This is a genomic window from Promicromonospora sp. NPDC060271 (genome assembly GCF_042726755.1).
Taxonomy (GTDB): Bacteria; Actinomycetota; Actinomycetes; order Actinomycetales; family Cellulomonadaceae; genus Promicromonospora.
On record NZ_JBHXBG010000007.1, the window covers coordinates 40115 to 65497 of the forward strand.

25 protein-coding genes are annotated in these 25383 nt (G+C 71.3%); 16 read left to right on the forward strand and 9 right to left on the reverse strand.

The window, feature by feature from the left end; all coding sequences use genetic code 11:
- Positions 1–124 precede the first annotated feature (124 nt).
- The gene (locus tag ACFWE2_RS02315) at positions 125–673 is read left to right on the forward strand and encodes a DUF1062 domain-containing protein (RefSeq protein WP_377222587.1); all 549 of its coding nucleotides are present in this window, start codon (positions 125–127) and stop codon (positions 671–673) included.
- A 72-nt stretch (positions 674–745) separates the two neighbouring features.
- Here the strand turns inward: ACFWE2_RS02315 and ACFWE2_RS02320 are convergent, their stop codons facing one another.
- Positions 746–1354, reverse strand: coding sequence for a TetR/AcrR family transcriptional regulator (locus tag ACFWE2_RS02320; protein ID WP_377222588.1), 609 nt, complete (start codon positions 1352–1354; stop codon positions 746–748).
- Between the two features lie 87 nt (positions 1355–1441).
- On the opposite strand from ACFWE2_RS02320, the gene ACFWE2_RS02325 reads away from it, so the two are divergent.
- A complete protein-coding gene (locus ACFWE2_RS02325) occupies positions 1442–2068 on the forward strand; it encodes an FMN-dependent NADH-azoreductase (protein ID WP_377222589.1) in 627 nt (208 codons plus the stop codon).
- A gap of 7 nt (positions 2069–2075) precedes the next feature.
- Here ACFWE2_RS02325 and ACFWE2_RS02330 read toward each other — a convergent pair whose 3' ends face one another.
- Positions 2076–2486, reverse strand: a complete 411-nt coding sequence (locus tag ACFWE2_RS02330) for a hypothetical protein (protein ID WP_377222590.1) — start codon at positions 2484–2486, stop codon at positions 2076–2078.
- A gap of 306 nt (positions 2487–2792) precedes the next feature.
- Here ACFWE2_RS02330 and ACFWE2_RS02335 point away from each other — a divergent pair, with 306 nt between their 5' ends.
- The 3 genes from ACFWE2_RS02335 to ACFWE2_RS02345 all read left to right on the forward strand — a co-directional run bounded on the left by ACFWE2_RS02335 (position 2793) and on the right by ACFWE2_RS02345 (position 6034).
- Positions 2793–3113 (forward strand): nucleotide pyrophosphohydrolase, encoded by a 321-nt coding sequence (locus ACFWE2_RS02335; protein ID WP_377222591.1) that lies wholly within the window; start codon positions 2793–2795, stop codon positions 3111–3113.
- Positions 3100–4842 carry a DNA/RNA helicase domain-containing protein gene (locus tag ACFWE2_RS02340; RefSeq protein ID WP_377222592.1) on the forward strand — a complete coding sequence of 581 codons (1743 nt, stop codon included), beginning with the start codon at positions 3100–3102 and terminating at the stop codon, positions 4840–4842. Before ACFWE2_RS02335 ends, ACFWE2_RS02340 begins: the two co-directional genes overlap by 14 nt.
- Before the next feature lie 82 nt (positions 4843–4924).
- Complete coding sequence (locus tag ACFWE2_RS02345) at positions 4925–6034, forward strand: serine hydrolase domain-containing protein (protein ID WP_377222593.1); 1110 nt, start codon at positions 4925–4927, stop codon at positions 6032–6034.
- A gap of 12 nt (positions 6035–6046) precedes the next feature.
- On the opposite strand, the gene ACFWE2_RS02350 is transcribed toward ACFWE2_RS02345, so the two are convergent.
- The 3 genes from ACFWE2_RS02350 to ACFWE2_RS02360 form a co-directional block, all read right to left on the reverse strand.
- Positions 6047–6631 carry an NAD-dependent epimerase/dehydratase family protein gene (locus ACFWE2_RS02350; protein ID WP_377222594.1) on the reverse strand — a complete coding sequence of 195 codons (585 nt, stop codon included), beginning with the start codon at positions 6629–6631 and terminating at the stop codon, positions 6047–6049.
- A 369-nt stretch (positions 6632–7000) separates the two neighbouring features.
- Positions 7001–7639, reverse strand: coding sequence for a response regulator (locus ACFWE2_RS02355; RefSeq protein ID WP_377222595.1), 639 nt, complete (start codon positions 7637–7639; stop codon positions 7001–7003).
- Positions 7630–8805 carry a sensor histidine kinase gene (locus ACFWE2_RS02360; protein WP_377222596.1) on the reverse strand — a complete coding sequence of 392 codons (1176 nt, stop codon included), beginning with the start codon at positions 8803–8805 and terminating at the stop codon, positions 7630–7632. Before ACFWE2_RS02360 ends, ACFWE2_RS02355 begins: the two co-directional genes overlap by 10 nt.
- Positions 8806–8934: 129 nt before the next feature.
- Here ACFWE2_RS02360 and ACFWE2_RS02365 point away from each other — a divergent pair, with 129 nt between their 5' ends.
- On the forward strand, positions 8935–9588 hold the full coding sequence (locus tag ACFWE2_RS02365; RefSeq protein WP_377222597.1) for a DedA family protein: 654 nt from the start codon (positions 8935–8937) through the stop codon (positions 9586–9588).
- On the opposite strand, the gene ACFWE2_RS02370 is transcribed toward ACFWE2_RS02365, so the two are convergent.
- Complete coding sequence (locus ACFWE2_RS02370) at positions 9530–10177, reverse strand: TetR family transcriptional regulator (RefSeq protein ID WP_377222598.1); 648 nt, start codon at positions 10175–10177, stop codon at positions 9530–9532. The two genes, ACFWE2_RS02365 and ACFWE2_RS02370, sit on opposite strands and share 59 nt — an antisense overlap.
- Positions 10178–10240: 63 nt before the next feature.
- Between ACFWE2_RS02370 and ACFWE2_RS02375 the strand changes: the two genes are divergently transcribed.
- From ACFWE2_RS02375 to thrS, 9 genes are all read left to right on the forward strand, one after another.
- Positions 10241–10915, forward strand: coding sequence for a biotin transporter BioY (locus tag ACFWE2_RS02375; protein ID WP_377222599.1), 675 nt, complete (start codon positions 10241–10243; stop codon positions 10913–10915).
- Entirely contained in the window at positions 10912–12087 is a 1176-nt protein-coding gene (locus ACFWE2_RS02380; RefSeq protein ID WP_377222600.1) for an AMP-binding protein, read from the forward strand. Before ACFWE2_RS02375 ends, ACFWE2_RS02380 begins: the two co-directional genes overlap by 4 nt.
- Positions 12077–13291, forward strand: a complete 1215-nt coding sequence (locus ACFWE2_RS02385) for a thiolase family protein (RefSeq protein WP_377222601.1) — start codon at positions 12077–12079, stop codon at positions 13289–13291. Before ACFWE2_RS02380 ends, ACFWE2_RS02385 begins: the two co-directional genes overlap by 11 nt.
- Complete coding sequence (locus ACFWE2_RS02390) at positions 13288–13989, forward strand: energy-coupling factor ABC transporter ATP-binding protein (protein WP_377222602.1); 702 nt, start codon at positions 13288–13290, stop codon at positions 13987–13989. Before ACFWE2_RS02385 ends, ACFWE2_RS02390 begins: the two co-directional genes overlap by 4 nt.
- A 4-nt stretch (positions 13990–13993) precedes the next feature.
- The gene (locus tag ACFWE2_RS02395; RefSeq protein ID WP_377222603.1) at positions 13994–14590 is read left to right on the forward strand and encodes a CbiQ family ECF transporter T component; all 597 of its coding nucleotides are present in this window, start codon (positions 13994–13996) and stop codon (positions 14588–14590) included.
- Positions 14587–14901, forward strand: a complete 315-nt coding sequence (locus ACFWE2_RS02400; RefSeq protein ID WP_377222604.1) for a CHY zinc finger protein — start codon at positions 14587–14589, stop codon at positions 14899–14901. Before ACFWE2_RS02395 ends, ACFWE2_RS02400 begins: the two co-directional genes overlap by 4 nt.
- 27 nt (positions 14902–14928) lie before the next feature.
- On the forward strand, positions 14929–16326 hold the full coding sequence (locus ACFWE2_RS02405; RefSeq protein WP_377222605.1) for a serine hydrolase domain-containing protein: 1398 nt from the start codon (positions 14929–14931) through the stop codon (positions 16324–16326).
- Between the two features lie 188 nt (positions 16327–16514).
- Complete coding sequence (locus tag ACFWE2_RS02410) at positions 16515–17405, forward strand: neutral zinc metallopeptidase (RefSeq protein ID WP_377222606.1); 891 nt, start codon at positions 16515–16517, stop codon at positions 17403–17405.
- A 155-nt stretch (positions 17406–17560) separates the two neighbouring features.
- Positions 17561–18919 (forward strand): threonine--tRNA ligase, encoded by a 1359-nt coding sequence (thrS, locus tag ACFWE2_RS02415; protein WP_377222607.1) that lies wholly within the window; start codon positions 17561–17563, stop codon positions 18917–18919.
- A 35-nt stretch (positions 18920–18954) separates the two neighbouring features.
- Here thrS and ACFWE2_RS02420 read toward each other — a convergent pair whose 3' ends face one another.
- From ACFWE2_RS02420 to ACFWE2_RS02430, 3 genes are all read right to left on the reverse strand, one after another.
- The gene (locus tag ACFWE2_RS02420) at positions 18955–19635 is read right to left on the reverse strand and encodes a hypothetical protein (RefSeq protein WP_377222608.1); all 681 of its coding nucleotides are present in this window, start codon (positions 19633–19635) and stop codon (positions 18955–18957) included.
- A 61-nt stretch (positions 19636–19696) separates the two neighbouring features.
- Entirely contained in the window at positions 19697–20914 is a 1218-nt protein-coding gene (locus tag ACFWE2_RS02425) for an MFS transporter (protein WP_377222609.1), read from the reverse strand.
- Between the two features lie 94 nt (positions 20915–21008).
- A complete protein-coding gene (locus ACFWE2_RS02430) occupies positions 21009–23345 on the reverse strand; it encodes a family 43 glycosylhydrolase (RefSeq protein WP_377222610.1) in 2337 nt (778 codons plus the stop codon).
- Positions 23346–23626: 281 nt separating this feature from the next.
- Between ACFWE2_RS02430 and ACFWE2_RS02435 the strand changes: the two genes are divergently transcribed.
- Positions 23627–25225: an ABC-F family ATP-binding cassette domain-containing protein gene (locus ACFWE2_RS02435; RefSeq protein WP_377222611.1), complete on the forward strand. Its 1599-nt coding sequence runs from the start codon at positions 23627–23629 to the stop codon at positions 25223–25225.
- The last annotated feature ends 158 nt before the right edge of the window (positions 25226–25383 follow it).

Consider the following 25383-nt stretch of genomic DNA (forward strand, 5'->3'; position numbering starts at 1 on the left):
GTCGAGCCAAGGACGTGCCGTTGTACACCCTGTGAGATCTCCCGAGTGCTGATTAGTCGCGCGTCGCGAATGTGCGCCGCGCACCTTTTTGCTGCGGACCTCTCACTGAGACCGGTGTACTTCTATGCTCAAGACCTGGGCAGTCGTGCCCACCTGCCTGCCGCTCGTTCGCCGCCGTTGTCACGCGTGCGAGTCCGAGCGCTTCCGGGCAAGCGGAAAATTCCGCGTCAACGCACACCACAAACTCATCGATGCCTGGCTTCTCGTGCTCTGTACCGTCTGCGAGGAGACCGTCAAGCTCACGGTTCTGGAACGGGTCAAGGTGCGTTCCATCCGGCCGGAGCTACTGGACCGGCTGCACCACAACGATCCTGGCCTGGTGCCTGAGGTGCTCCAGGATCCGGCGGTGCAGCGCCGCAACCGCATCACCCTCGACTGGGACGGCGCCTGGCGTCTCGACACCGGCCGACCCGATGGCCTGGATCACGAGGTCATCGACGTCTCGGTCCGGTTCGGGGCGCGGATCCCGGTGCGGCCAGTGCGGCTGATCGCAGAGGGTTGCGGTCTTTCGCGAGGCGAGGTCGAGAGGCTGATCGTGGCGGGGAAGCTCGTCTCGGCGGTCCGGCTGAGCGGCAAGCTCTCCGGCGACTTCACCTTCACGCTCAAGCGCTGAACCTCGCTTGGCTCTGCGGCCTGTCCGGCACGATCTGCCGGACAGGCCGCGTTCCGGCGCGCGGACCCCGCATCACTCGGCGACGAACGACCGAGCCAGCTCCACCATCGCGTCCTTGACCTCGGCGAGGTCCCTGCCCTCCTCGGTCAGCCAGTACGCGATCATCTCGCCCGACAGTGCCGCCAGGAGCGCGTCCGCGCGCAGCACGGGGGAGGGTGCGCCGGCGAGGCTCAGCAGATGACGGCAGTGTGTGCGCCAGAGGGCGTGCGCCCCGCTGCGGAATCGGGCGCCCGGAGCCGCGGTCTGCGACAGCAGGACCAGCTCCAGCTGTTCGGCGACGAGCTCGGTGTAGCCGGCGACGAACGCCGTCAGCCGCTCGGCAGGCTCAGCGCCTGGGCCGAGCGGGGGCGGTCCGGAGATCATCAGCTCCTGGAACTGGCGCTCGCGCTCGCCGAGCAGGGCCATCGCCAGCCCGGCCTTGTCGCCGAAGCCGCGGTAGAGCGTCCCCACGCCGACGCCGGCCTCCTTGGCCACGGCCTGCATGGTCACGCGCTCCACGCCGTCGCGCGCGAAGAGCCGCTCCGCCGCGTCGAGGACCTTGCCCTGGTTGCGGGCGGCGTCCGCGCGCCGGGAACGCGCCGCGCCTTCGGGCTGCCCGTGTACGGGCAGACTCGTTGACAAAGCGGAATCGGTTCCGCTAACTTCCCTCATGAAGCGGAACCTATTCCGTTTTTGCGTTGCCGTCGACCCGACACACCGGAGCTGACCATGACCCGACTGTTGCACATCAGCGCTTCCCCACGCGGCGAGGCGTCCGAGTCCCTGGGCCTCGCCACCACGTTCCTGGACAGCTATCGCGAGGCCAACCCCGGCGTTGCCGTCGAACACTTCGACCTGTGGGACGGCACGCTGCCGGAGTTCGGTCCCGCCGCGGCGAAGGCCAAGATGGACGTCTTCGCCGACGTCGAGCCGAGCGGGGAGGGCGTCGCCGCGTGGGCGGCGGCCAAGGCGACCTTTGCGCGGTTCGACGCCGCCGACCGGTACCTGTTCAGCGTCCCGATGTGGAACTCGGGCGTGCCCTACGTCCTCAAGCAGTTCATCGACGTCGTCTCGCAGCCGGGCATGGTGTTCGGCTTCGACCCGGTCACGGGCTACGAGGGGCTGCTGACGGGCAAGAAGGCCGCGGTGATCTACACCGGCGCGGTCTGGGGCGAGGACCGCGGGCCGGAGTTCGGGAGCGACTTCCAGAAGCCGTTCTTCGAGGGGTGGCTGCGGTGGGCGGGGATCGACGACATCACGAGTGTGCGGTTCCAGCCGAACCTTGCCGCGGAGGACGTCGATCTAGCACGCAAGAAGGCGCATGCTGCGGTGCTCGACGTGGCGGGGTCGTTCTGAATCTGGGCTAGCCGCAGGGATCCCCGCCCGAGTAGCAAGGGTCGTAGTCCACGTTTTGCTCTACGGGCGGGGGGTCGTTGTCGAGGGAGACCCAGTCCACCTGGGGCACGATCAGCAATGCGAGCGCCGCGACCGCCCAGATCCCGACCAGCACATGCCAGACGTATGCGATGGTGCGCGCGTTCCGTCGACGGGCGGAGGTGAAAGTCCAGGCGACCCCGGCCAGCATGATCGCGGCGACGACTGCGTAGAAGATGGTGTGCCGCGGCTCCGGTGTGGACGACGTCAGGAATCCGTAGGCGTCCAGCAGGTTCATCAGCAGCGCGACAGGGCCGATGAGGGCGACGAGCGATCCGACGACTTCGCCTGCTGTTCCGGGACGTGCGTTGGCGAGTCTCTCGTCCTGGCTGCTTGTCATGACGGCTCCTGATCCTCATGAGGCGGCGTGGTTCCGTAAGAGATCAGGGAGGAACCGCAGCGGGCAGGCGGTCAGGCTCCCATTCCGGGCGATCGCGGCCTGTCCAACTCTGACGGCACGCATCCTTCCGGGCCGACGGTCAGCCCCGCCATCGTGGCAGATCTGCGAGCTGCGCGTAAGCCGTCCGACGGATCGCTCGGCCCACTCCTGGGGGTCGATGGAGCGTCGGCTGCTCGGTGGCGCTGAACCCGCCACGGCGGGGTGATGCCTCCATGCCGTCATGCCTCTGACCAGTAGTGTTACTACATGGTCACCGACGAGGCCCGTCAAGCGCTCCGCGCGTTCGTCAGAGAGCGCGACTGGGCGCAGTTCCATACGCCCGAGAACCTCGCCAAGAGCATCGCGATCGAGGCCGGTGAACTGCTTGAGTGCTTCCAGTGGAATGCGGAACCGGATCCGCAGATGGTCAGGGATGAACTCGCCGACGTGCTCTCCTACTGCCTCCATCTTGCGGACCGGCTCGGAGTGGACCCTGACCAGATCGTGCTCGACAAGTTGAAGCGCACGGAGGAGAAGTACCCCGTAGAGAAGGCTCGCGGAAACAGCACGAAGTATGACCAGCTCTGACGTGGAGGCGCTGAAGTACGTCGAGCAGCGCGCTTACTCGTCCAGGACGATCAGTCTCCTGAAGAACGCCGGCGGCCGATATGTCAACTGGCCGGTCGTGTACGTGCTGGACAACGGATCGCAGGTGTATGTCGGAGAAAGCGGGAACGTTGCCAGCCGGATGGAACAGCATCTCCTGAGCAAGAAGCATCTCCGGCGGCTGAAGATCGTGTTGCACGACCGCTTCAACAAGTCAGCCTGTCTCGATCTTGAGTCGCGTCTCATCCAGCTCTTCGCGGGCGAGGGGCAGATGAAGGTCGTGAACGGCAACAAAGGCGTTGTAGATCCCAACTACTTCGACCGTCCTGCCTACCGCAAGGACTTCGACGCGGTCTTCGAGGAGCTGAGATCCCTCGGCCTGTTCAGGCGCAGCATCCCGCAGATCGAGAACGGCGAACTGTTCAAGTACTCGCCGTTCAAGGCGCTCAACGAAGACCAGGCCCTGGTCGTGGACAAGATCGCCAAGGGACTGATCGACGACCTTCCGGCCGGCGCCTCCACCAGCACCGTCATTCAGGGCGCTGCCGGGACCGGCAAGACAATCGTCGCGGTCTTCCTCCTCAAGCTGCTGCGCGACGTTGCGGATGCCGACCCGGATGACCCGGTGGACGAGGACACAAGGTTCGCGGACCTGCTGACGGCCGAGCACATCGACGTCCTACAGGGTCGAAATCTCGGCCTGGTCGTTCCCCAGCAGTCCTTGCGCAAGACCCTCCGGAGAGTGTTCGCCAAGACGCCCGGCCTGGCCAAGGAGATGGTGCTGTCGCCTTTTGACGTCGGCGTCAGCGACACCATGTACGACCTCCTCGTCGTGGACGAAGCTCACCGCCTTGGCCGGCGATTCGGCCAGTCGTCCGCTCCGGCCAACAGTCGATTCCGAGAGATCACCGTCAAGCTCTTCGGCCGAGACGACTACTCGAAGACCCAGCTCGACTGGATCCGGGCGCGGAGCCGGCACCAGGTCTTCCTCTTGGACAGCCGGCAGACCGTTCGGCCAAGCGATCTGCCGGTCAAGGCGCAGATGGGCATCGTCGATACCGCGGACTTCAGCTTCCAGCTCCGGTCACAGATGCGCGTGCGGGCAGGCTCTGACTATGTGGGCTACGTGCAGAACGTACTGGCCGGCGTAGCGTCCTCACCCGAGTCGTTCGGGGAGTATGACCTGCGCTTCTTCGACGACCTCGGTGAGATGTACGAGCAGATCCAGGAGCGGGACGCGGAGTCCGGCCTGGCGCGTCTCGTCGCGGGTTTCGCCTGGCCTTGGCCGACGAAGGGTCGCAAGGACCCGAACGTCTTCCACATCGAGATCGACGGCCTTCGTCTTGCCTGGAACCGGAGCGAAGAGGACTGGATCAACTCGAAGGGCTCGCTCCACGAGGTGGGATCGATCCACACCGTGCAGGGCTACGACCTCAACTACGCGGGGGTCATCATCGGCCCGGACCTCCGACTGAACCCGGAGTCCGGGGCGATCGTGGTGAGCCCTGAGCACTACCGTGACGGGAAAGGTAAGCAGGGCAGCCCCAAGTTCGGTGTGGCCAGGCCGACCGAGCAGGAGCTGGCGACGCTGATCAAGAACATCTATGCCGTTCTGCTGACCCGAGGTATCCGGGGCACGTACGTCTACGTGTGCGATCCGGCGCTCCGCGAGAAACTGCGCCCGTACTTTTCCGTCGGGGAAGAGCCCTGAACATGACGGGGACGGGCCTCCGCACGTCTCCGTGGGGTTTTCCGCAGCCCTGAGAGCGAGTCGCATTCTTAGGTTGGGTGGCATGCCCAAGACGCCCAACCGGTTCCGCCGAACTACCGCCGTCCTCATTGTTTCGGCCATTGCCGTCACCGGAGCCCTGACCCTCGTCCTGACGCTCGCCCGGGGCCAGGTCATGGGCGGGGTGGTCACGGTGAATGCCGCATCGACCTCGGCCCTCCTGCTCTCATCCACCGAACCAGGATTGTCCGGCACCTGGACCTCCGGCTCGCCTCGCCTCGACGGCGCCCAGTCACCGTCGGGCAACGAGCACTTCCGCATCGGGAGCATCACCAAGACCTTCGTCGCCACAGCGATCCTCCAGCTCGTCGACGACGGCCAGATCGAGCTCCACGCACCCATCGAGACCTACCTGCCCGGCGTCGTCCCGAACGGCGCCCACATCACGGTGCGCCAGATCCTCAACCACACCAGCGGCCTCTACGACTACATGAAGGGCGAAGGCTGGTCCACCAACCGGTGGCGCGGCGATGCCCGTTTCACCACCTACTCGCCCGACCAGTTGCTGGCCGAGGCGTTCCGACACCAGCCCTACTTCGCGCCAGGTACCAAGTTCCGCTACTCGAACACCAACTACATCGTCGCGGGCAAGCTCATCGAGGCGGTCACAGGCCAGCCGTACGGCACCGTGATCGAGCATCGGATCCTGAGGCCACTGAACCTCGCCGGTACATCGTTCCCGGGCTCGGAACCATCGATCCCGGAACCCGCTGTCCATGCGAGCGCCACACTCGAGAACGGCCGGACTGTCGACGTCACCGAACAGAACGTCTCCCTCGACTGGGCCGCCGGCGAGATGATCTCGACCAGCCAGGACCTGCAAACGTTCTTCGACGAGCTTCTCGGTGGTGGCCTGATCAGCGAGGACGCCCTCGCCCAGATGCGCACCACCGTCCCGATGGGAATGGGTTTCCACTACGGTCTCGGCCTGGAGCGCTTCGACCTACCGTGCGGCGGCCAGCTCTGGGGCCACGGAGGCCAGCTCCTCGGCTACGTCACCTACGCCTACCGGCGCGACGACGGCCGGGGCCTCACTATCCTGCTCGCCTCCGGCAAGGGCGACGGCTTCATCTCGTTCGCGGCCGCTACCGGAGCGGCGTACTGCCTGACGTGACGGAAAGCTTGGTCAGCCCTCCGGATCGGCCAGCACGACAACCCCAGGAGCCGCCTCCACCAACGGAACCGTCCGCTGAGCTGCATCGCTCACGTGGATCCGCGGGTGCGCAGGCGGCTTGGTCTCGTAGTACGTCCCCGGACCGTAGAACTGCCCGTACCGAACGACGACCCCACCGGCGTCCAGCACCGCGCCCTCGTGCCACGCGACGGCGTCGGCCCGCCCGGGCGGCGTCCAGGCGATCGACTGCGCCAGCATCCGCGCCCCACCCGCAGCCGATGCCGCCGCGAGCAGATTGGCCGTCCCCTCGGTCCGAATCCGCGAGTTCGCGGCGGCCCGCGCCGGGATGTCCGCTGCGTCATCGGGCAGATCCGTGAGCTGGTGCATCACCAGGTCAGGCCGGGATTCGACGACGGCGGCGGTGAGCGCCTCGACGTCGTACACGTCCACGACGACCGGAGTGCCGCCGGCCTTCTCGATCATGCCCGCGCGCTCGGCCGAGCGCGTCGTCCCCGTGACGTCATGGCCGGCGCCGACGAGCAGCGGCAGCAGTCGGGACCCGATGACACCGGTCGCCCCGGCGACGAAGATGCGCACCGGATCACCCTATGAATGGGCAACGTCCCCATGCAAAGCCACCCGCCCGCAGTGCCGTCCGGGTTGCATTATGGAGATGTCAACCATGCAGCGTGTGATTCACGTGGTCGAGAGGCATACGTAGCCTGGAAGCGTGTCCGTACGCGAGGAGGTCGCTGATGGCTGGTCTATGGGGTAGGAAGTCTCGCGCGAAGAGCTTGAAGCGCGGCACCTGGGGAAGCACGACAAAGGGCCGCAGCAAGAGCCTGTTCAAGAGGCTGTGGGGAAGCAGCAACAGCAAACGCCGCAGCAAGGGCGGCGGCCTGTGGTGAACGCATAAAGCGAAGGGCCCGGACCGACGGTCCGGGCCCTTATCCAACGCCTCTGGCGTCACGACTCCAGATACCGCAAGATCGCCTGCACCCGCCGGTTGTACCCGTCCTCGGCCAGCAGCCCGAGCTTGTCGAAGATCGCGTTCGAGTGCTTCTCCACCGCCGACGTCGACACGTACAGCGCCCCAGCGATCCCGGAGTTGGTCCGTCCCTCGGCCATCAGCCCCAGCACCTCCCGCTCCCGCTCGGTCAGCATCCCGAGCGGGTGCGACGTGTCCCGAAAGAGCTGCCGCACCACGTCCGGGTCCAGCACCAGTCCGCCGGCGCGGACCCGGTCCAGCGCGTCGAGGAAGTCGTCGACGCCCATCACCCGGTCCTTGAGCAGGTACCCGACGGCGCGGGCGTCGTCCCCGAGCAGCACCTGCGTGAACTCGCGCTCGACGTACTGCGACAGCACGAGGATCCCCACCTCCGGCCAGCGCGCCCGGATCTGCACGGCGGCCCGCACGCCCTCGTCGGTGTGGGTGGGCGGCATGCGCACGTCCAGCACGACGACGTCGGGGCGTTCCGCCTCCAGGCGCTGCATCAACCCTTCGGCGGAGCCGTACGCCGCGACGACGTCGTGCCCCTCCTCCGTCAGGAGGCTGCGGATGCCCTCGCGGAGCAGGGCGGAGTCCTCGGCCAGCATCACGCGCACGGCAGGGTCACCTCGATCTTGGTCGGGCCGCCGGGCGGGCTGTCCACGGCGAGGGTGCCGCCGGCCGTGGCGACTCGGCCGGCGAGGCCGGCCAGGCCATGGCCGGGGTGGGGGAGGGCGCCGCCGGTGCCGTTGTCGGTGACGGCGACGCGGACCTCCGGCGCCGGGAGGTCTCGACCAACCCAGACGCGCACCCGCGCCTCGTCGGCGCCCGAGTGCTTGGCCACGTTCGTCAGGGCCTCCGACACCACGTAGTAGATCGTCGTCTCCACCTCCGGCGGCAGACGTTCCGGGGTGGCCCACTCCAGCACCGTCGGCGGCTCGGCACGCGACACCAGCTCCGCCAGCACCGGCGCCAGCCCGTGCGTGTCCAGGGTCGTCGGCCGCACGCGCCACGCGACGTCCCGCAGGTCCGTCACCAGCAGCTCCGCCTCCCGTGCGGCCTGCTCCAACAGAAGAGAACCAGACGAAGAACCGACCGCCCGCCGCGCCCGGTTCACCAACAACCCGAGCGCCACCGCCCGCTGCTGCACCCCGTCGTGCAGGTCCCGCTCGATCCGCCCCCGCTCCGCGTCCAGCGCGGCGAGCAGGTCGGCCCGGCTCACCGTCAGCGACTCGACCTGCGCCGCCAGCCGCTCGTTCCTGCTCGGCGCCAGCCACCGCGCGGCCGCCGACCGGTCCAGCAGCGCCACGCCGATCAGCCCCATCAGGTCCAGGTACAGCAGGATCGCGCCGACCGGGATCATCCCGAGCAGGCCGGCCGTCGACAGCCCGTCACCCTCGAACGCCTCGTCGACGGTGAGCCGCACGTCGAACAGCCACGACGCCAGCCCCGCGACCACCGCGAACAGCCCGTACGCCAGCAGCCCGAGCACCAGCGTGCCCACGAGACCGACAACGACCCGTGCGGCGAGATACCGCGCGGCCCGGGGAGGGGTGAGCACCACCCCGTCGTCGGCCCAGCCGAGAAAACGCACGGTACGACGGCGGTGCCAGGCGACCAGCGACCGAACCGGCCCGAACGGCGTCGGACGCCGCACCAGCGAGAGCTGCAGCAGCGAGACCATGGAAAAGACCAGGTCCACGGGCCACGTCACCGTGCCGAGGGTCGCGCCCCACAGCATGCGGGCAGGGGTGCTGCGCCAGACGGCGGGGGCGGGATCCACCTCGCCAGGATAGAGACGCGGTGGCCTGCGCGGACTGCGGAAAACCACACCCCACCTGCGGCATATCCCCACGAGCCGACGGGGAACCGCAGTCAACCGACCCCCTCGTCGTCAAATAGCGTAGGGGCCATGACGACACAAAGCTTCGCCACGACCGTCGCCGACTGGGCCGTCGGGCTCATGGAGACCCTCGGCGCACCGGGCGCTGGCGTAGCGATCGCCCTCGAGAACCTGTTCCCGCCCCTGCCGAGCGAGGTGATCCTGCCGCTGGCCGGCTTCACCGCCGCGCAGGGCACTCTCGTCCTGTGGCACGTGCTCATCTGGACGACGGCGGGTTCCGTGGTCGGCGCCGTCCTCCTGTACGGCCTGGGCGCGTGGCTGGGCCGCGACCGCCTGCGCGCCATCGTGGACCGCATGCCGCTCGTGTCGCTGGAGGACGTCGACAAGGCCGAGGCCTGGTTCACCCGGCACGGGGACAAGGCGGTGCTCATCGGCCGGCTCATCCCGATCGTGCGCAGCCTGATCTCCATCCCCGCGGGCGTGGAGCGCATGTCGATCTGGCGGTTCCTCGCCTTCACGACGCTCGGCTCCGGCGTGTGGAACACCCTGCTCGTCGGCGCGGGCTACCTGCTGGGGGACCAGTGGCACATCGTCGAGGAGAGCGTCGGCGTGTTCCAGAAGGTCGTCATCGTCGTCGTGGTCCTGCTGGTGGTGTGGTGGCTGGTCAAGACGCTGCGCGGTCGCCAGGAGCAGGACTCGCCCCGGCACGTGCGGAAGCGCTGAGCGTCTCCAGGCCCTCGGCGATCATCCGCAGCGCCTCCTCGAAGTCGCCGCTCCGGGCGGGCTGCGCGCTCGCGGTCTCCGGGTCCAGCGACTCGGCCGCCGGCAGCAGCCCGAACGAGTCGGCGCTCAGGCGCTGCTGCTCGTGGAACGTGTACCCGACGACGAAGTGCATCACGGCCTCCGCGGCGACCCTGGACATCGAGTCCGGCACGCCGTCGCGGCGGGTGACCGCCATCAGGTGCGGGCGGACCGGCGAGTCGACGAGCCCGAGCGCCAGCGAGCTCGACACCAGCTCGGCGGCGTCGCGGTAGGCGAGCAGGCACTCGCGTAGCCGCGCGCCCAGCCCCCGGACGGCCTCGGACATGGTCATCTCCTCGACCCGTACGTCGGCCATCGGCCCGAGGATCCGCGCGCTGACCGAGGCCAGCAGTGCCTGCTTGTTCGGGAAGTGCCAGTACAGCGCGCTCGCCCGCACCTCGAGGGCCGTGGCGATGTTCCGCATCGTCAGGTCGGGCAGCCCGTACTCGTCCAGGAGGCGGAGGGCCATGTCCGAGACGTCGTCACGGCTGTGTCTTGGTGATCCGCTCATTGCCACAGTATGGTGCAGAACGCCGTTCAGGTGAACACCGTTCAGGATGAAGCGAGGACTCAAGTGCGAGACGACAACGGAACACCGCGCAGAGCGTTCGAGGCGAGCGACCTGGCCCGCGTCGCGGTCTTCGCCGCCCTCATCGCGGCCCTCGGCCTGCCGGGCAGCTTCAGCGTCTTCGGCGGCGTGCCGATCACCGCGCAGACCTTCGGCGTGATGCTCGCCGGCGCGATCCTCGGGCCGCGGCTCGGGGCGCTCGCGGTCGTCGCGCTGCTCACGCTCACCGCGGCCGGGCTCCCGCTGCTGGCCGGCGGGCGCGGCGGCATCAGCGTCTTCGTCGGACCGTCCGCCGGCTACCTGATCGGCTGGATCGCGGGGGCGTTCGTCGTCGGCCTGATCGTGCACTCGTCCGCCCGCAAGCCGACGGTCTGGCGGACGGCGCTCGCGATGGTCGTCGGCGGCATCCTCGTGATCTACGCCTTCGGCCTGCCCGTCCAGAGCCTGGTGACCCGGCTGTCGCTCCCGCAGACGGCGATCGCCAGCCTCGCGTTCGTCCCCGGCGACCTGGCGAAGGCCGTGCTGGCGACCGTCACCGTCTCCACGCTCCTGCGCGCGTACCCGCGCGCGTTCCGGCGGAACTGGCGCTCGGTCGAGAGCCGGGCAGCCGAGAGCCGGGAAACCGACAGGCTGGAGGCCGAGAGCCGGGAAGCCGACGACCGGACACCGCCGACCCCATGACAGGGCGCATGGTCGTGCTCGACGGCGCAACGCACGGGCTGGTCGACCGCCTCCGCGCGGTGCGCGCGGCAGGCGACATCCCGCTTGTCGACGACGTGCGCCGGCCCGACGCCGAGCGGGAGGCCGTGCGCGCCCTCGTGCGCGACGCCCGGCCGCCGGCAGGCGCGGCCTGGGCGACGCTCACCTCCGGGAGCAGCGGCACCCCGCGCACGGTGCTGCGCACCGCCGCGTCCTGGGCCGAGTCGTTCCCCGCCGTCTCGGCGCTCCTCTACGACGACGCCGTGCCGGACGCCGACCGCGTGGTCGCCCTGCCCGCGCCGCCGTCGTCCTCACTGACGCTGTTCTCCCTCGCGCACGCGCTGGGCGGCGGCCCGCGTCCGGTGTTCCCGGGGCAGGACGGACTTGGCGACGGCTTCGCCGAGGCCACCTCGTTCCACGGCACGCCCCAGGCGCTGCGCGCCCTGCTCGACGGCGGAGGGCTCCCTCGCGTGCGGACCGCGCTCGTCGGCGGCTCCCACCTGGACGAGAACCTGCGGGCGGACGCCGAGTCCCGGGGCATCCGCGTGATCGCCTACTACGGCGCGGCGGAGCTCTCGTTCGTCGCGGTCGACGACGGCTCCGGCCTGCGTCCCTTCCCCGGGGTTGACCTCGACGTGCGCGACGGCGAGCTGTGGGTGCGGTCCCCGTACGTGGCCCTCGGGTACCTCGGGTCCGGCGGCCCGCTGCGGACCGACGGGGAGTGGGCGACGGTGGGCGATCTCGCCGACCTCGATCCGGTGCTCGATCCTGGGACCGGTGTCGACACCGGCACCCGGACGCTCCGGCTCCGCGGCCGCGCCGACGGCGCCATCATCACCTCCTCGGCGACCGTGATCCCCGAGGAGGTCGAGGCCGAGCTCCGCCGGCTACCCGCCGTCGCGGACGCCGTCGTCTTCGGACTTCCCGCGGGAAACGTCGGGGCGCTCGTCGCCGCGATGGTGGAGCAGGCGCCCGGTTCCCCCGCGATCACCGCCGGCGTGCTGCGCGGCAGCACGGCGTCCCGCCTGGGTCCGGCCCACCGGCCGCGGATCTGGTTCACCGGTGAGCTGCCGCGCAACGCGGCGGGCAAGCCCGCTCGCGCCGAGGTCGTCCGCCGGGCGCTCGCCGGGGAGGTGACCAGGGTTGCCGGATGAAGCGGTAGTCATCGCGGCCCGCCGGACGCCGGTCGGCACGCGCGGGCGGGCGCTGGCGGCCCTGAACGTCGAGCAGCTCGCCGCACCAGTCCTGCGCGCCGTGCTCGCCGACGCGGAGGCGGCGGTGGGGGACACCACGAATCCGAGGTCGGTTGCTGTCGGTAGACAACGTCTACGCAGAGCAACCGACCCTGGATCCGTAGTGTCCCCGGCAGGACGCCGGCTCGCGATCGCCGACGTTGTGCTCGGCAACTGCATGGGCCCCGGCGGCAACCCGGCCCGCGTCTCCGCGCTGGCGGCGGGCCTGGGGGCCGAGGTTCCTGGCGTGACCGTGGACCGGCAGTGCGGCAGCGGCCTCGCGGCGGTGCTCGACGCCGCGACGGCGATCCGTGCCGGGGACGACCGGCCGCGGATCGCGGGCGGCGTCGAGAGCCCGTCGACGGCCCCGGTCCGGTCGCTCGACGGAGTGCCCTACGACCGCGCCCCGTTCGCCCCGCAGGGCTGGCCGGACCCGGACATGGTGCGCGCCGCCGAGGACCTGGCCGCTGCCGACGGCATCAGCAGGGAACGCCAGGACGCCCACGCCGCACGCAGCCACCGCCGCGCACGAGCCGCCCGCGACGAGGGGCGCTTCGCGGCCGAGCTCGTCCCGGTCGCGGGACTGACCGCCGACGACTCCATCGGCGTCGCCGAGCCGCTGCTGCCCCGGCTGCCCGTCCTGTTCGAGGGCGGGACCCTCACCGCGGGCACGGCCACGCGGATCAGCGACGGCGCCGCGGCGGTCGCCGTCGTGCCCCGCCGGCTCGCGGGCCGCGCGCCCGGCCTCGTGCTGCGGGGGCAGGCGGTGGTCGGCTGTGACCCGGCCCTGCCCGGGATCGGGGCCGCGCCGGCCGTGCGCGCAGCGCTCGACACCGCCGGGGCCGACCTCGGCGACGTCGCGGCGTTCGAGATCGTCGAGGCGTTCGCCGCCCAGTCCCTGGCCGTGCTCGACCGCCTCGTCCTCGCCGACGACGACCCGCGCGTGTGCGCCGACGGCGGAGCCCTGGCGCTGGGCCATCCGTGGGGCGCGAGCGGCGCGATCAGTGTGGTGCGCCTGTTCGGGCGGCTCGTCCGCGCGGGGGCCCCCGCCGGGACGCTCGGCGTCGCGGCGGCGTCGGTGGGCGGCGGGCTGGGCGTCGCGGCGGTCTTCGAGGTGATGCGGTGAGCGGTATCGAGCTCCAGGGCGCGGGCGTGCGCCTGGGCGACACGGAGGTGCTGCGCGACGTCACGCTCTCGCTGGACGCGCGGACGATCGCCGTGATCGGCGAGAACGGTTCCGGCAAGTCGACGCTCGGGCGCCTGCTCAGCGGGCTGGTCCCCGCCACCGCGGGCGCGGTGCACGTCCTCGGCCTTGACCCCGTGCGGCAGGCCGCCGAGCTGCGCCGCCGCGTCGCGGTGATCTTCAGCAACCCGGACGCGCAGATCATCATGCCCACCGTCGCCGAGGACGTCGCCTTCTCGCTGCGCACCGAGAAGGCGCCCCGCGCGGAGAAGGCAGTACGGGTCATCGCGGCGCTCGAGGAGTTCGGGCTGGCCGAGCTCGCCGACCGGTCGTCGCACGACCTGTCCGGCGGCCAGAAGCAGCTTCTCGCCCTGTGCGGCGCGTTCGTCCGGCGTCCCGACCTGGTGGTCGCCGACGAGCCAACCGCCTACCTGGACGCGCGCAACGCCCGCCGGGTCGCCGACCACCTGCTCGCGGACGCGTCCCACTCGGGCACCTCGCACCGCCTGGTGCTGGTCACGCACGACCTCGGGCTCGCGGAACGCTGCGACACGGCGGTGCTGATCCAGGACGGCACGGTGGCCGAGGTCGGGGCACCCGCACAGGTGATCGCCACGTACGAGGCGGGCATCCGATGGTGACGAGATGGTGACCCTGTACAGCCCCGGCAACGGCCCGTGGCACCGCCTGAGGGCGGGTCCCAAGACCGCCCTGCTCCTGTTGATCGTGCTCGGGATCTGCCTGCTGCCGGTGACCTGGTGGGCCGCCGCGGTCATGGCCGCCGTCTGCCTCGCGTGCTACGCCGTACCGGGTGCGGGGCTGCGCGAGCTCGGGCGGCAGCTCGTCGCGATCCGCTGGGTGGTCGGGCTGACCCTCGTCGGTCAGCTCGTCTTCCTCGGCCCGGAGAGCGCGGCGGCGAACACCACGCGGGTCGCCGTCGCCTGCGCGCTCGCCGCGCTGCTCGCCCTGACGACCCCGGCGACCGAGCTGCTGGAGGCCATCGAGCGGGCGATGGCGCCGCTGGCGCGACTGCGGATCGACCCGCGGCGCGCGGCACTGACGCTGTCCGTGACGCTCAGCACGCTGCCGGTGCTGGCCGGCCTCGCCCGGGACGTCCGCGAGGCGCAGCGGGCCCGCGGCGGCGGGCGAAGCCTTCGGCACTTCGCCATGCCGTTCCTGGTCATGGCGCTCAAGCACGCGGACGAGCTCGGCGACGCCCTCGCCGCGCGGGGCGTGCGATGAGGCCGGAGGTGCTCGGCCCGACGGTCGACGAGCAGACCAGGTGCATCCACTACCGGACGCCGCTCGACATCGTCGCCATCCGGTTCGCGTGCTGCGGCAGGTACTACCCGTGCCACCTGTGCCACGACCAGACCGCGGACCACCCCTCGCGGCCGTGGCCCGCCGGCGCGGGCGACCGCCGCGCGGTGCTCTGCGGGGCGTGCTGGACGGAGCTGACCGTCACCCAGTACGTGGGGGCGGGGAGCTGCCCGGCGTGCGCGGCGCCGTTCAACCCCGGCTGCGCCCGTCATCATTCAATCTACTTCGGATAGCCGCGCCGACCTGAGAGAGTCGTCCCCGTGACTGACGACCGCACCGCGCAGACCCTCCGCTCCATCGCCCCCTACCTGGCCGACTGGGCCTCGTTCCAGGCCGCCTACCACGGCATGCCCGGCCTGCAGCTCGCCGTCGGCCGCCGCGGCGAGGTCTTCGTCGACCTGGCCTGGGGCACGGCGAACCTGGAGACCGGGGAGGCCCTCACCAGCGACCACCTGTTCCGCGTCGCGTCCCACTCCAAGACGTTCACGACCGTCCTGGTGATGCAGCTCGTCGAGCGTGGCGAGCTGCGCCTGGACGACGCCGTCGGCGCGCTCGTCCCGGAGCTCGACGGCTCGACCGCCGCCGAGATCACCGTCCGCGAGCTGCTCGGCCACCAGGCTGGCATCATCCGCGACTCGTCGGACGGCGACTTCTGGCAGTACGAGCGACCCTTCCTCGACCGTGAGCAGGTGCTGGAGTGCGTGCGCACCGAGGGCGTCGTCTTCGAGCCGAACGAGCACTTCAAGTACACGAACATCGGCTACAGCCTGCTCGGCATCATCATCGAGCGCGTCACCGGCAAGACGTACGACGAGGTGGCGCGCGCCGCCGTCGTCGAACCGCTGGGCCTGACCCGGACCGGGACCGAGCTCGACCCCGCCCGCGCGGACGAGTACGCGGCAGGCCACACCGGCCGCATCTCGCACGACGACGCCCGCCGCGTCATCCCGCACGTCGACACCCGCGCGATGGCCGCGGCCACGGGCTGGTACTCCACCGCGCTCGAGATGGTCCGCTACGGCGCGACGCACGTGCTCGGCGACACCACGCTGCTGACCGACAAGAGCAAGCGCCTGATCCAGCGCGAGGAGTCGACCGTCTCGGTCCGGGGCCACGAGCTGGGCCGGTACGGCGTCGGCATCGAGCTCGGCAAGGTCGGCGACCGGCAGCTCGTCGGACACTCCGGCGGCTACCCGGGCCACATCACCCGCACCTGGATCGACCCCGTCGACGGCCTCGTGGTCTCCGCCCTGACCAACGCCGTCGACGGCATCGCCACCCAGATCGCGAACGGCGTCATCCAGATCATCAACCTGGCGCTCGCGGCGGCGGACGAGGTCGCGGCGGCCGCGACGGCCGGGAACCCGGCGGACGCGCCCGTCGGGCGCTTCGCCAACCTGTGGGGCGTGTTCGACGTCGCGGACCTCGGCGGGATCCTGCACACCATCAACCCGCGCCACCCGCAGCCGGCCGAGGTCGCGCAGCGGCTCGCCGTGTCGGACGGGCGCCTCGCGCTGGAGTCCGTCGCCGGGTTCGGCGCGGTGGGCGAGCCGGTGCAGGTCGAGCGGGACGGCAAGGGCGCCGTCGTCGCCGCCCGCTTCGGTGCGATGACGGCGTGGCCGGTCGAGGAGTACCGGGCGCGGGTGCTCGGCCGGTAGAAGCAGTCTGGCGGAGAACTGACAGCCTTGGGCAGACGTGTACCCCGCAGGGTGCGTTGCTGAGAGTGGACATTGTGCACTCTCAGCAACACACCCCGACCGGGTGGTCTTTCCCCGTCGCCGGCTGAGCTCGACCAACGGGGGTGGGTCTTCCGGTGACTGCGCCCCCGTCGCGGTAGCGTTGTCAGGTGACTTTCAACGAGGGCGGTCAGTTCGAGGGCGGTCGGGTCCGCAAGGGCGGCGGACGCCGGGGCGCCGTCGCCGTGGGCGGTGGCGGCGGCGTGGCGCTCGTCATCGCGCTGGTCTACATGCTGGTGACCGGGAACAGCCCGCAGGACATCCTCGGCGGCACGACGTCGGGCGCCGGGGACACCGGCGAGGCGGGCTACATCGGCGAGTGCACGGCCGAGCAGGCCAACACCGACCAGGAGTGCCGGCTGAACGCAGCGGTCCAGTCGCTCGACGCCTACTGGGCGACGACGCTCCCCGAGCAGGGCGGGGTCGAGTACCAGATGCCCGAGGTCGTGAGCTTCACCGACGCCGTCGACACGGGCTGCGGTTCGGCGACGTCGGCCACCGGGCCGTTCTACTGCCCCGCCGACACCACCGTGTACGAGGACCTCGCGTTCTACGACCAGCTCTCCAGCCAGTTCGGCGCCGAGGGCGGGCCGCTGGCCGAGATGTACGTGACGGCGCACGAGTTCGGGCACCACATCGAGAACCAGCTCGGGCTGTTCGAGCGGGCCGACCGGTCGGGCACCGGTCCGGAGTCCGACTCGGTGCGCATCGAGCTCATGGCCGACTGCCTCGCCGGCATGTGGGCGGGCACCGCCGCCACGACCGAGGACCCGGACACGGGAGTCACGTTCCTCGAACCGATCGAGCAGGCGGAGCTGGAGCAGGCGCTCTCCGCCGCGGCCGCCGTCGGCGACGACAACATCCAGCGGCGCTCGGGTGGCGACGTCAACCCGGAGGCCTTCTCGCACGGCTCCAGCGAGCAGCGCGTCAAGTGGTTCAGCATCGGCTACAACGGCGGCACCATCCAGGACTGCAACGCGCTGGACGCGTCGTCCCTCTGACCGTACGGTTGGCCCATGCACCTCAGCGCACGCACGACGACGCCGGACACCTCCGGCGCGCGCTGACCCTGCACTCAGCAACCCAAGCCCCGGAGCTCGCTCCGGGGCTTTTGGTTTGCCCGGCACCGGGGCGGCTCCTGATCGAAGGAGCAACCATGAACGACGTCGCCAACACCAGTCAGCACGACCAGCACGACCAGCACGACCAGCACGAGCCGGGCGCCGACCGGCGCCAACCCGTCCTCGACCACCGCGAGCTCGGCCGTGACCTGCGGATCTTCGAGTCGAGCCCGCTCGTCGGCCCGGGGCTGCCGCTGTGGCTGCCCGCCGGTGCGGCCGTGCGGTACGAGCTGGAGCAGTACGCCCGCGAGGTGGCGCTGCGCACCGGCTGCGAACCCGTGTACTCGCCGGTGCTCGGCAAGCGGTCGCTGTTCGAGCGGTCGGGTCACTGGGCCAAGTTCGCCGACGACATGTTCCCGCCGATGGCAGTCAGTGACTCCGACGTCGACCCGCTCGTGCTGCGTCCGGCCAACTGCCCGCACCATGCGCAGATCTACGCGTCCGAGCCGCGTTCGTACCGTGACCTGCCGGTGCGGTACTCGGAGCTCGCGCCGATGTTCCGGGCGGAGCGGTCCGGCGTGCTGTCCGGGCTGAGCCGGGTGCGGCAGATCAACCTCGACGACGCGCACGTCTTCTGCCGTCCGGACCAGGTGGCGGACGAGGTGGAGGTTGCGCTGGGCGCCGTGCTGGAGGTACTCGACACCCTGGGTATCGAGGTGTCGTACCTGCGGCTGTCCGGCCGGGACGGCTCCGGCAAGTGGCTCGGCGCGCCGGAGCAGTGGGCGGCCGCCGAGGACGCGCTCCGGGTGGTGCTGACCCGGCTCGCGGGCGGGCTGGACTGGCGCGCCGAGGCGGGGGAGGCGGCGTTCTACGGGCCCAAGATCGACGTGCAGGTGCTCGACGCGCGCGGGCACGAGGAGACCCTCGCGACCGTGCAGCTCGACTTCAACCAGCCGGAGCGGTTCGACCTGACCTACGTGGCGGCCTCCGGCGAGCGGGAGCGGGTGGTGATGATCCACCGCGGGACCGTCGGTGCGATGGAGCGGATGGTCGCGTTCCTCCTGGAGCGGCACGCCGGCCGGCTGCCGTTCTGGCTCGCGCCGGTGCAGCTCTGCCTGCTGCCGGTGGGTGGTTCGGGGGCCGACGACGGCGGTGCGGGCGGCGGCGGTGCGGGCGGCGGCGCGGTGGACCAGGTCGGTGAGCTGGCCGCCGACCTGCGTGCCAGGGGGCTGCGCGTGCGGGTGGAGCGGGACGGGTCGCTCGGCAACCGCATCCGGCTCGCCCGGCAGCGCCGGGACGCGCTGCTCGGGGTGCTCGGGCCGCGCGAGATCGAGGCGGGGGTGCTCGCGGTGACCGACCCGGCGTCGGGCGTCAAGGCTTCCGTGCTGCTCTCCGAGCTGGGGGAGAGGCTCGCGGAGGCGGCGAGGAGGCGGGTGGCGCGGGTCGGGTGGTGAGCGGGCCCCGGTCGGCGGCGGCTGTGGAGCGCGGGTCAGGGGGCCCAGGTGCGGTGGTCCCGGGCTGCCAGGTGGATGATCTCGAGCTCGCGTTCGGTGAGCATCGGCCGCCGGCTCTCGAGCCACGGCACCAGCTCGTCCGCCGTGAGCACCTCGACGCCGTCGCGCGGACCCGCCACACGGGGCTGGTCCGTCCGGACGAAGACGATGAGCGCCTGCACCGTGATCGGCACGCGGGTCGCGCGGCCCAGGATCTCCTGGGTGCGGCGCGCGGCGTCCCGGGCGAGGTCGGCGGTCACGTCCTGGGTGGGGCGGTACACGGTGTGGATGGTGTAGACGCCGGAGGGCCCGATCACGAGCTGGTCCAGCTCGAGCTCGGCGGGACGCTGCCCCGAGCGCGCGGTCCGGGCGGACCGGACCGACTGGAGGACGCGCCAGACGGGACGCTGGGCCACGAGCTCCCAGAGCTCCTGGGCGACGGCCCGCACACCCGCGATCCGGCGGCTCAGCGCGCGGTGCCGCTCGTCGGGACGTCCGGTGAGCCTGCCGCGCAGTACCGACGTGAAGTGCTGCCGGGTGTAGGCGCGACGTTCGTCGAGGAGGTGCTTCGCGGGCCGGTTGTTCGTCAGGTCATCCCCGCGGGCCAGGCGGCCGGTGCGGAGATTGGGTAGTGCGTCGGCGACGGTGACGGGAACGCTCGGGGAGTCTGTGCCCATGGGCGGACCGTACGTCCGGGACGGTGCTACCGCGCGCTCTGGCGGTGAAACGTCGGCTGGATCACCCGTCGGCCGACTGCTCGACAGCGGGCCCTGCCGGGAACGCGCGGCGGGCCACGAGCACCACGACCAGCGCCGCCACGACGAGGGCCGCACCGACGTAGGGCACGGCGGCGAGCCCGACGCCGTCGAGCACAAGCGCCCCGAGCGCCGCCCCGCCGCCGATCCCGATGTTGGCGGTGGAGTTGACCAGCGCCCCGACGACGTCGGGCGAGGCCCCGCGCGTGCGGATCGCCGCCGTCTGGAAGACGGCGGCGACCGCGCCGAACCCGATGCTCCACACCGCGGCGGCCGCGAGCGTGCCAACGGTGCCCGGGAACGTGAGGCCGAGCGCCAGGATCCCGGCCGCGACGACCCCGAGCGTGACGACGGTGGTCTGCCGGAGCCGCACGTCGAGCCGGGCGGCGGCGTACCAGGCGCCGATGAGGCCGAGCGCGCCGATCAGGAGGAGGGCGGGGCCGAGCGCCGCCGTCGCGAGGCCGGCCGCCAGCAGCAGCACCGACACGTACGTGTAGACCGTGTAGTGGCCGAGGTATGCGAGGGCGTTCGCCGACGCGACCTGGGCGAGGGCGGTACGGCGGGCGCCCCGGGCGGCGTCGGCCGGGGGAGCGCCGCCGCCCGCGACCGACGGCAGCAGCAGCGCCGTGAGCACCGCGGCGAGCGCGCACGCCCCGGCCAGCACCAGGAACGAGGCGCGCCAGCCGACGGCGGTGCCGAGCGACGTCGTCAGCGGCACGCCGAGCACGAAGCCCGCCGACGCGCCGAGCGTGACCAGCGCGAGCGCACGCCCCGCGAGGTGCGGGCGCACCAGCCGGGACGCGTACCCGATACTCACGGAGAAGAAGACCGCGTGGGCCGCGCCGCCCAGCGCCCGGGCCACCGCGACGAGCGCGAACGTGGGCGCGACCGCGACGATCACGTTGCTCAGGACATAGATCCCGAGGGTGGTCAGCAGCAGCGTCTTGCGCGGCAGCCTGCGCGTGGCCGTCGTCAGCGGCACGGCGAGCGCAGCGACCATGAACGCGTAGGCGGTCACGAGCAGCCCGGCAGTGCCCTCCGAGACCGTGAGGTCGTCGCTGATCAGGGGCAGCAGCCCTACCGGGACCAGCTCGGTCGTGATGGCGACGAACGTGGCGAGCGCCAGGGCGAACAGCCCGCCCCCGGCCTCCCGGATCCCCCGAGCCTGCCAGTTCCCGACCACCCGTCCAGACGCAACCATGCTCCCCATCCTGACACCCTCCCGGCTCCGTTGAGTGCTGGATATTTGCGCTGTCGAAACGTTCCGACCGCACAAATAGCCAGCACTCAACGGTCTACGGGTGAGTCAGGTCGCGGAGGCGGACCTTGTCGAAGGTGGCTGTTGTCGTCGGGGTGGCGCCGCCACCCGCGTAGATGCCTACCTTCGGGGTGGTGTTCGACGGGAGGGTCCACGTTGCGCCGAAGCGCCAGGTGCGGCCGTCGCGCGAGGATGCGGCGCGGTACTCGTGCTCGCCGGTGTCCGGGTCGGTGGTGTGGAACAGGCGCAGGTGCATCGTGTCGGCGACCGGCCCGGAGACGTGGCCGCCGAACCAGGTACGCCCGTCGGCCGTGAGCTCCTTGCCGAACTCGACCTGGCGGGTCTGCCAGATCGACACGGGCGCGAGCCGCAGGAAGTCGTCGTCGCCCGCGTGCACCAGCAGGCCCGCCTGCTGGTAGTTGCGCACCGTGTTCTCGCCCAGCGGCAGGGTCACGGTGGCCTCCAGCACGAAGTCGCCCTCCGGCGCGTCGCGCAGCAGCGCGGGCGCGTCGTTGGCCGGCCCGACGAGGTCGTGGCCGGTCAGCGGCCAGGACAGGACGCCGTCCGTGAGCTCGACGCCCGCCGGGCCGGTCGCAGGGGCGTGCAGCCAGCTCCAGCCCGGGTCGAGCTCGCCGTCGAACTCCTCGGCGAACGTGACGGCGCCCGCCCGTGGCTCGGCGACCCGCCGGGTGACCGGCTCGTGCGCGGGCACGACGGTCAGGTTGTCGAGCTGGGCCTCACCGTCGTCGGCCGCGAGGCGCACGGGCGCCTGCCGGGGGAGCGAGGTGCGCGGCTCGAACCGCACCTCGGCGTCGACGTCGCCCAGGCCGCTCGACGAGAGCCGGGCGGAGACCGCGCCGTCCCGCGCCTCGACGGTCAGCACGTGCCAGTCGCGCAGGTCCACGTTGTCGGGCAGCGCGGCCCGCAGCTCCCGCCGCCCCTGTCCGACGACGAGCTCGCGCGCCTCCGCGTCGAGCCGCACCGACACCCCGGCCCGGCCGGACCCGCCCAGGGTCGCCGTGAACGAGGCGCCGGCGTCGGGCAGCCGCACGTCCGCCTCGATCCGCACGTCCTGCGGGGCAGGAGCAGTCCGCACGACGGCGGCGTCCCGCCGGCCCGGCACCAGCCGGGCCAGCGCGCCCGCGTCGCCGGTGTCGTCGAAGCCCCGGGCGAGCGTGCCCGCGACCCGCCGCAGACCGGACCCCGACGCCGGGTCGCCGCTCACGATGCCCAGCCCGCTCGTGGCCACCGGCCCCGGCTGCGGACCCTCGCTCGGCCCCGCCCCGGCGTTGACCACCGGCCAGCCGTCTATCCAGTCCAGCCGGTCGATCAGCGTGGGGCGCCGGTTCACGCCGCCGGGCTCCTCGAGCCAGGCGTCGTCCTTGTCGATCGCGTGGTACAGCATCCAGTCCTGCCCGGCGGCGTCGGTGAGCACCGCGTGGTGTCCGACGCCGATCCACCGGTTCCCGTTCTGCGCCACGACCTGCGTGCCGCCCACCCGCGACTCGTTCAGGCTCACGCCCTCGTGGTCCGTGAACGGGCCCAGCGGCGACCGCGACCGTCCCGCGTAGACGCTGTACCCCGTGACGGGTCCGGCGCAGCAGTTCGCCGACGACCCCATCAGGTAGTACCAGCCGTCCCGCTTGACCACGAACGCGCCCTCGTACCGGTCCGCGACGGTCACCCGCGTGAGCTCACCCACCGCCCGCGTGCCCGACTCGTCCAGCCGCGTGACCCAGAGGCCGCCGTTGAAACCGCCGAGATAGAGGTAGCGCGCCCCGTCGTCGTCCGTGAACAGGGCGGGGTCGATGGTGTTCAGGTAGGTGTCGCCGCCCGCCGGGCGTGGGTCCAGGACCGGTCCGCCCGAGTCGGTCCACGGCCCCGTCGGCGTCGGCGCGGTCGCCACACCGATCGTGTAGTCCCACGGGTCGGGGTTCGCCGCCGTGTCGGTCACCGTGTAGTACATGACGTACCGGCCGTCCACGTAGCGGATGTCCGGCGCCCAGAAGTAGGAGGCGCTCGCCGCCCAGGAGGGCCGGTTCTCGTCGTCGAAGATCGTGCCGACGTACTCCCAGGACTCCAGGTCCCTGGACCTCGACACGTGCATGTTCCCGAACGGCCCGCCCGAGACCAGCGGGTCGCTCGTCGCGTACAGGTACCACCAGCCGTCCTTGCCGCGGAGGATCGCGGGATCGGCATAGGTGTCGGCGAACGGCTCGGTGATCGGGTTCGTGAAGGTGGTGGACGGCGGCTGCGCGCTGCCCGACGGCGGTGGCGCCGCCGCGGCCTGGGCGGCTCCGCCGCCGTCGGGCAGGGCTGTGGCGCCGAGCACCAGGGCGAGCGAGGCGAGGACGGCGACTGACCGTGGCTGCATGGGGTTCTCATCCCTTCAGGCGGCGTGCCATGTCATCGGCGACATGGCCCGTCGCTCCATCACGACGAACTGACTGGTACAACGTAGTACCAGACGTGAAGGTACCGTCGGGCGGCCGGTCCCGTCCAGGGTGGTGCCGGCGTGAGGCCGACGTGGTGCCGGCGTGAGCCCGACGTGAGGCAACGCACCGTAATCCCTGGACCTTGGGCACTAGACTGGGACGGCCCCCGCCGCTGTGGGCCGACCGACCGACCACCACCCCAACCGTGAGGAACACCTGCGTGATCACTGCCCATGGCGTCGAGCTGCGCGTCGGCGCGCGCGTGCTGCTGAGCGAGGCGACCTTCCGGGTCGCCTCGGGCGACCGGATCGGTCTGGTGGGCCGTAACGGTGCAGGCAAGACCACGCTGACCAAGACCCTCGCGGGCGAGACCCTCCCGTCGGGCGGGCAGATCGTGCGCGGTACCGACATCGGTTATCTGCCGCAGGACCCCCGCACCGGCGACCTCGAGGTCCTCGCGATGGACCGCGTGCTGTCCGCGCGCGGCCTGGACCAGGTCATCACCAAGATGCGCCAGGCCGAGGGCGAGATGGCGTCCCTCGACGAGGCGACGCAGAACGCCGCGATGGAGCGCTACCCCAAGCTCGAGGCGCGGTTCCTGGCGGCCGGCGGCTACTCCGCGGAGTCCGAGGCGCAGATCATCACCGCGAACCTCGGCCTGGACGAGCGTGTGCTGGCGCAGCCGCTCAGCACGCTCTCCGGTGGCCAGCGCCGCCGGATCGAGCTGGCGCGCATCCTGTTCAGCGGCGTCGAGACGCTGCTCCTGGACGAGCCGACCAACCACCTCGACGCGGACTCCATCATGTGGCTGCGCGACTACCTCAAGGCGTACAACGGCGGGTTCATCGTGATCAGTCACGACACCGACCTGCTGCGCGCCACCGTGAACAAGGTGTTCCACCTGGACGCGAACCGGGGCGAGCTCGACCAGTACAACCTGGGCTGGGACGCGTACCTCGAGCAGCGCGAGACGGACGAGCGCCGCCGTCGGCGGGAGCGGGCGAACGCCGAGAAGAAGGCCGGCACGCTGCTCGCCCAGGCCGAGAAGATGCGCGCCAAGGCGACCAAGGCCACCGCGGCGCAGAACATGATCAAGCGCGCCGAGAAGATGCTTGGCGGCCTGGAGGCCGAGCGCGTCTCCGACCGCGTGGCCCACCTGCGCTTCCCGACGCCGGCGCCCTGCGGGCGCACGCCGCTCACCGCCAACGGTTTGTCGAAGGCGTACGGGTCCCAGGAGGTGTTCGCCGGGGTGGACCTGGCGATCGACCGCGGGTCCCGCGTCGTCATCCTCGGGTTCAACGGTGCGGGCAAGACGACGCTGCTGCGGATCCTCGCCGGCGTCGAGGCGGCGGACACCGGCGAGGTGGTGCCCGGGCACGGGCTCAAGCTCGGCTACTACGCCCAGGAGCACGACACGCTCGACATGAACGTGACGGTCGTGGAGAACCTGCGGCACGCCGCCCCCGACCTCACGGACACGCAGGTGCGGTCCGTGCTGGGCTCGTTCCTGTTCAGCGGGGACGACGCCCACAAGCCGACCCACGTGCTGTCCGGCGGCGAGAAGACGCGGCTGGCGCTGGCGACGATCGTCGTGTCCGGCGCGAACGTGCTGCTGCTCGACGAGCCGACGAACAACCTCGACCCGGCGTCGCGCGCCGAGATCCTCGGTGCGCTCAAGACGTACGAGGGCGCGGTCGTGATGGTCACGCACGACGACGGCGCCGTGGAGGCGCTGGAGCCCGAGCGCGTGCTGCTGCTGCCGGACGGCGACGAGGACCTCTGGAGCGACGAGTACGCGGAGCTGGTCTCGCTCGCCTGAGCCGGTCGGGACCACCGTTCGACCCAGGAAGCCACTACACCAGCGGGGTGTGTTGCTCTGCGTGGACAATGTCTACGCAGAGCAAACACCCACGCAGATAAAAAAAAACCCGACCCCCACGACATCCGCAAACTCTTCTTCCTGAAACATCTTGGAGA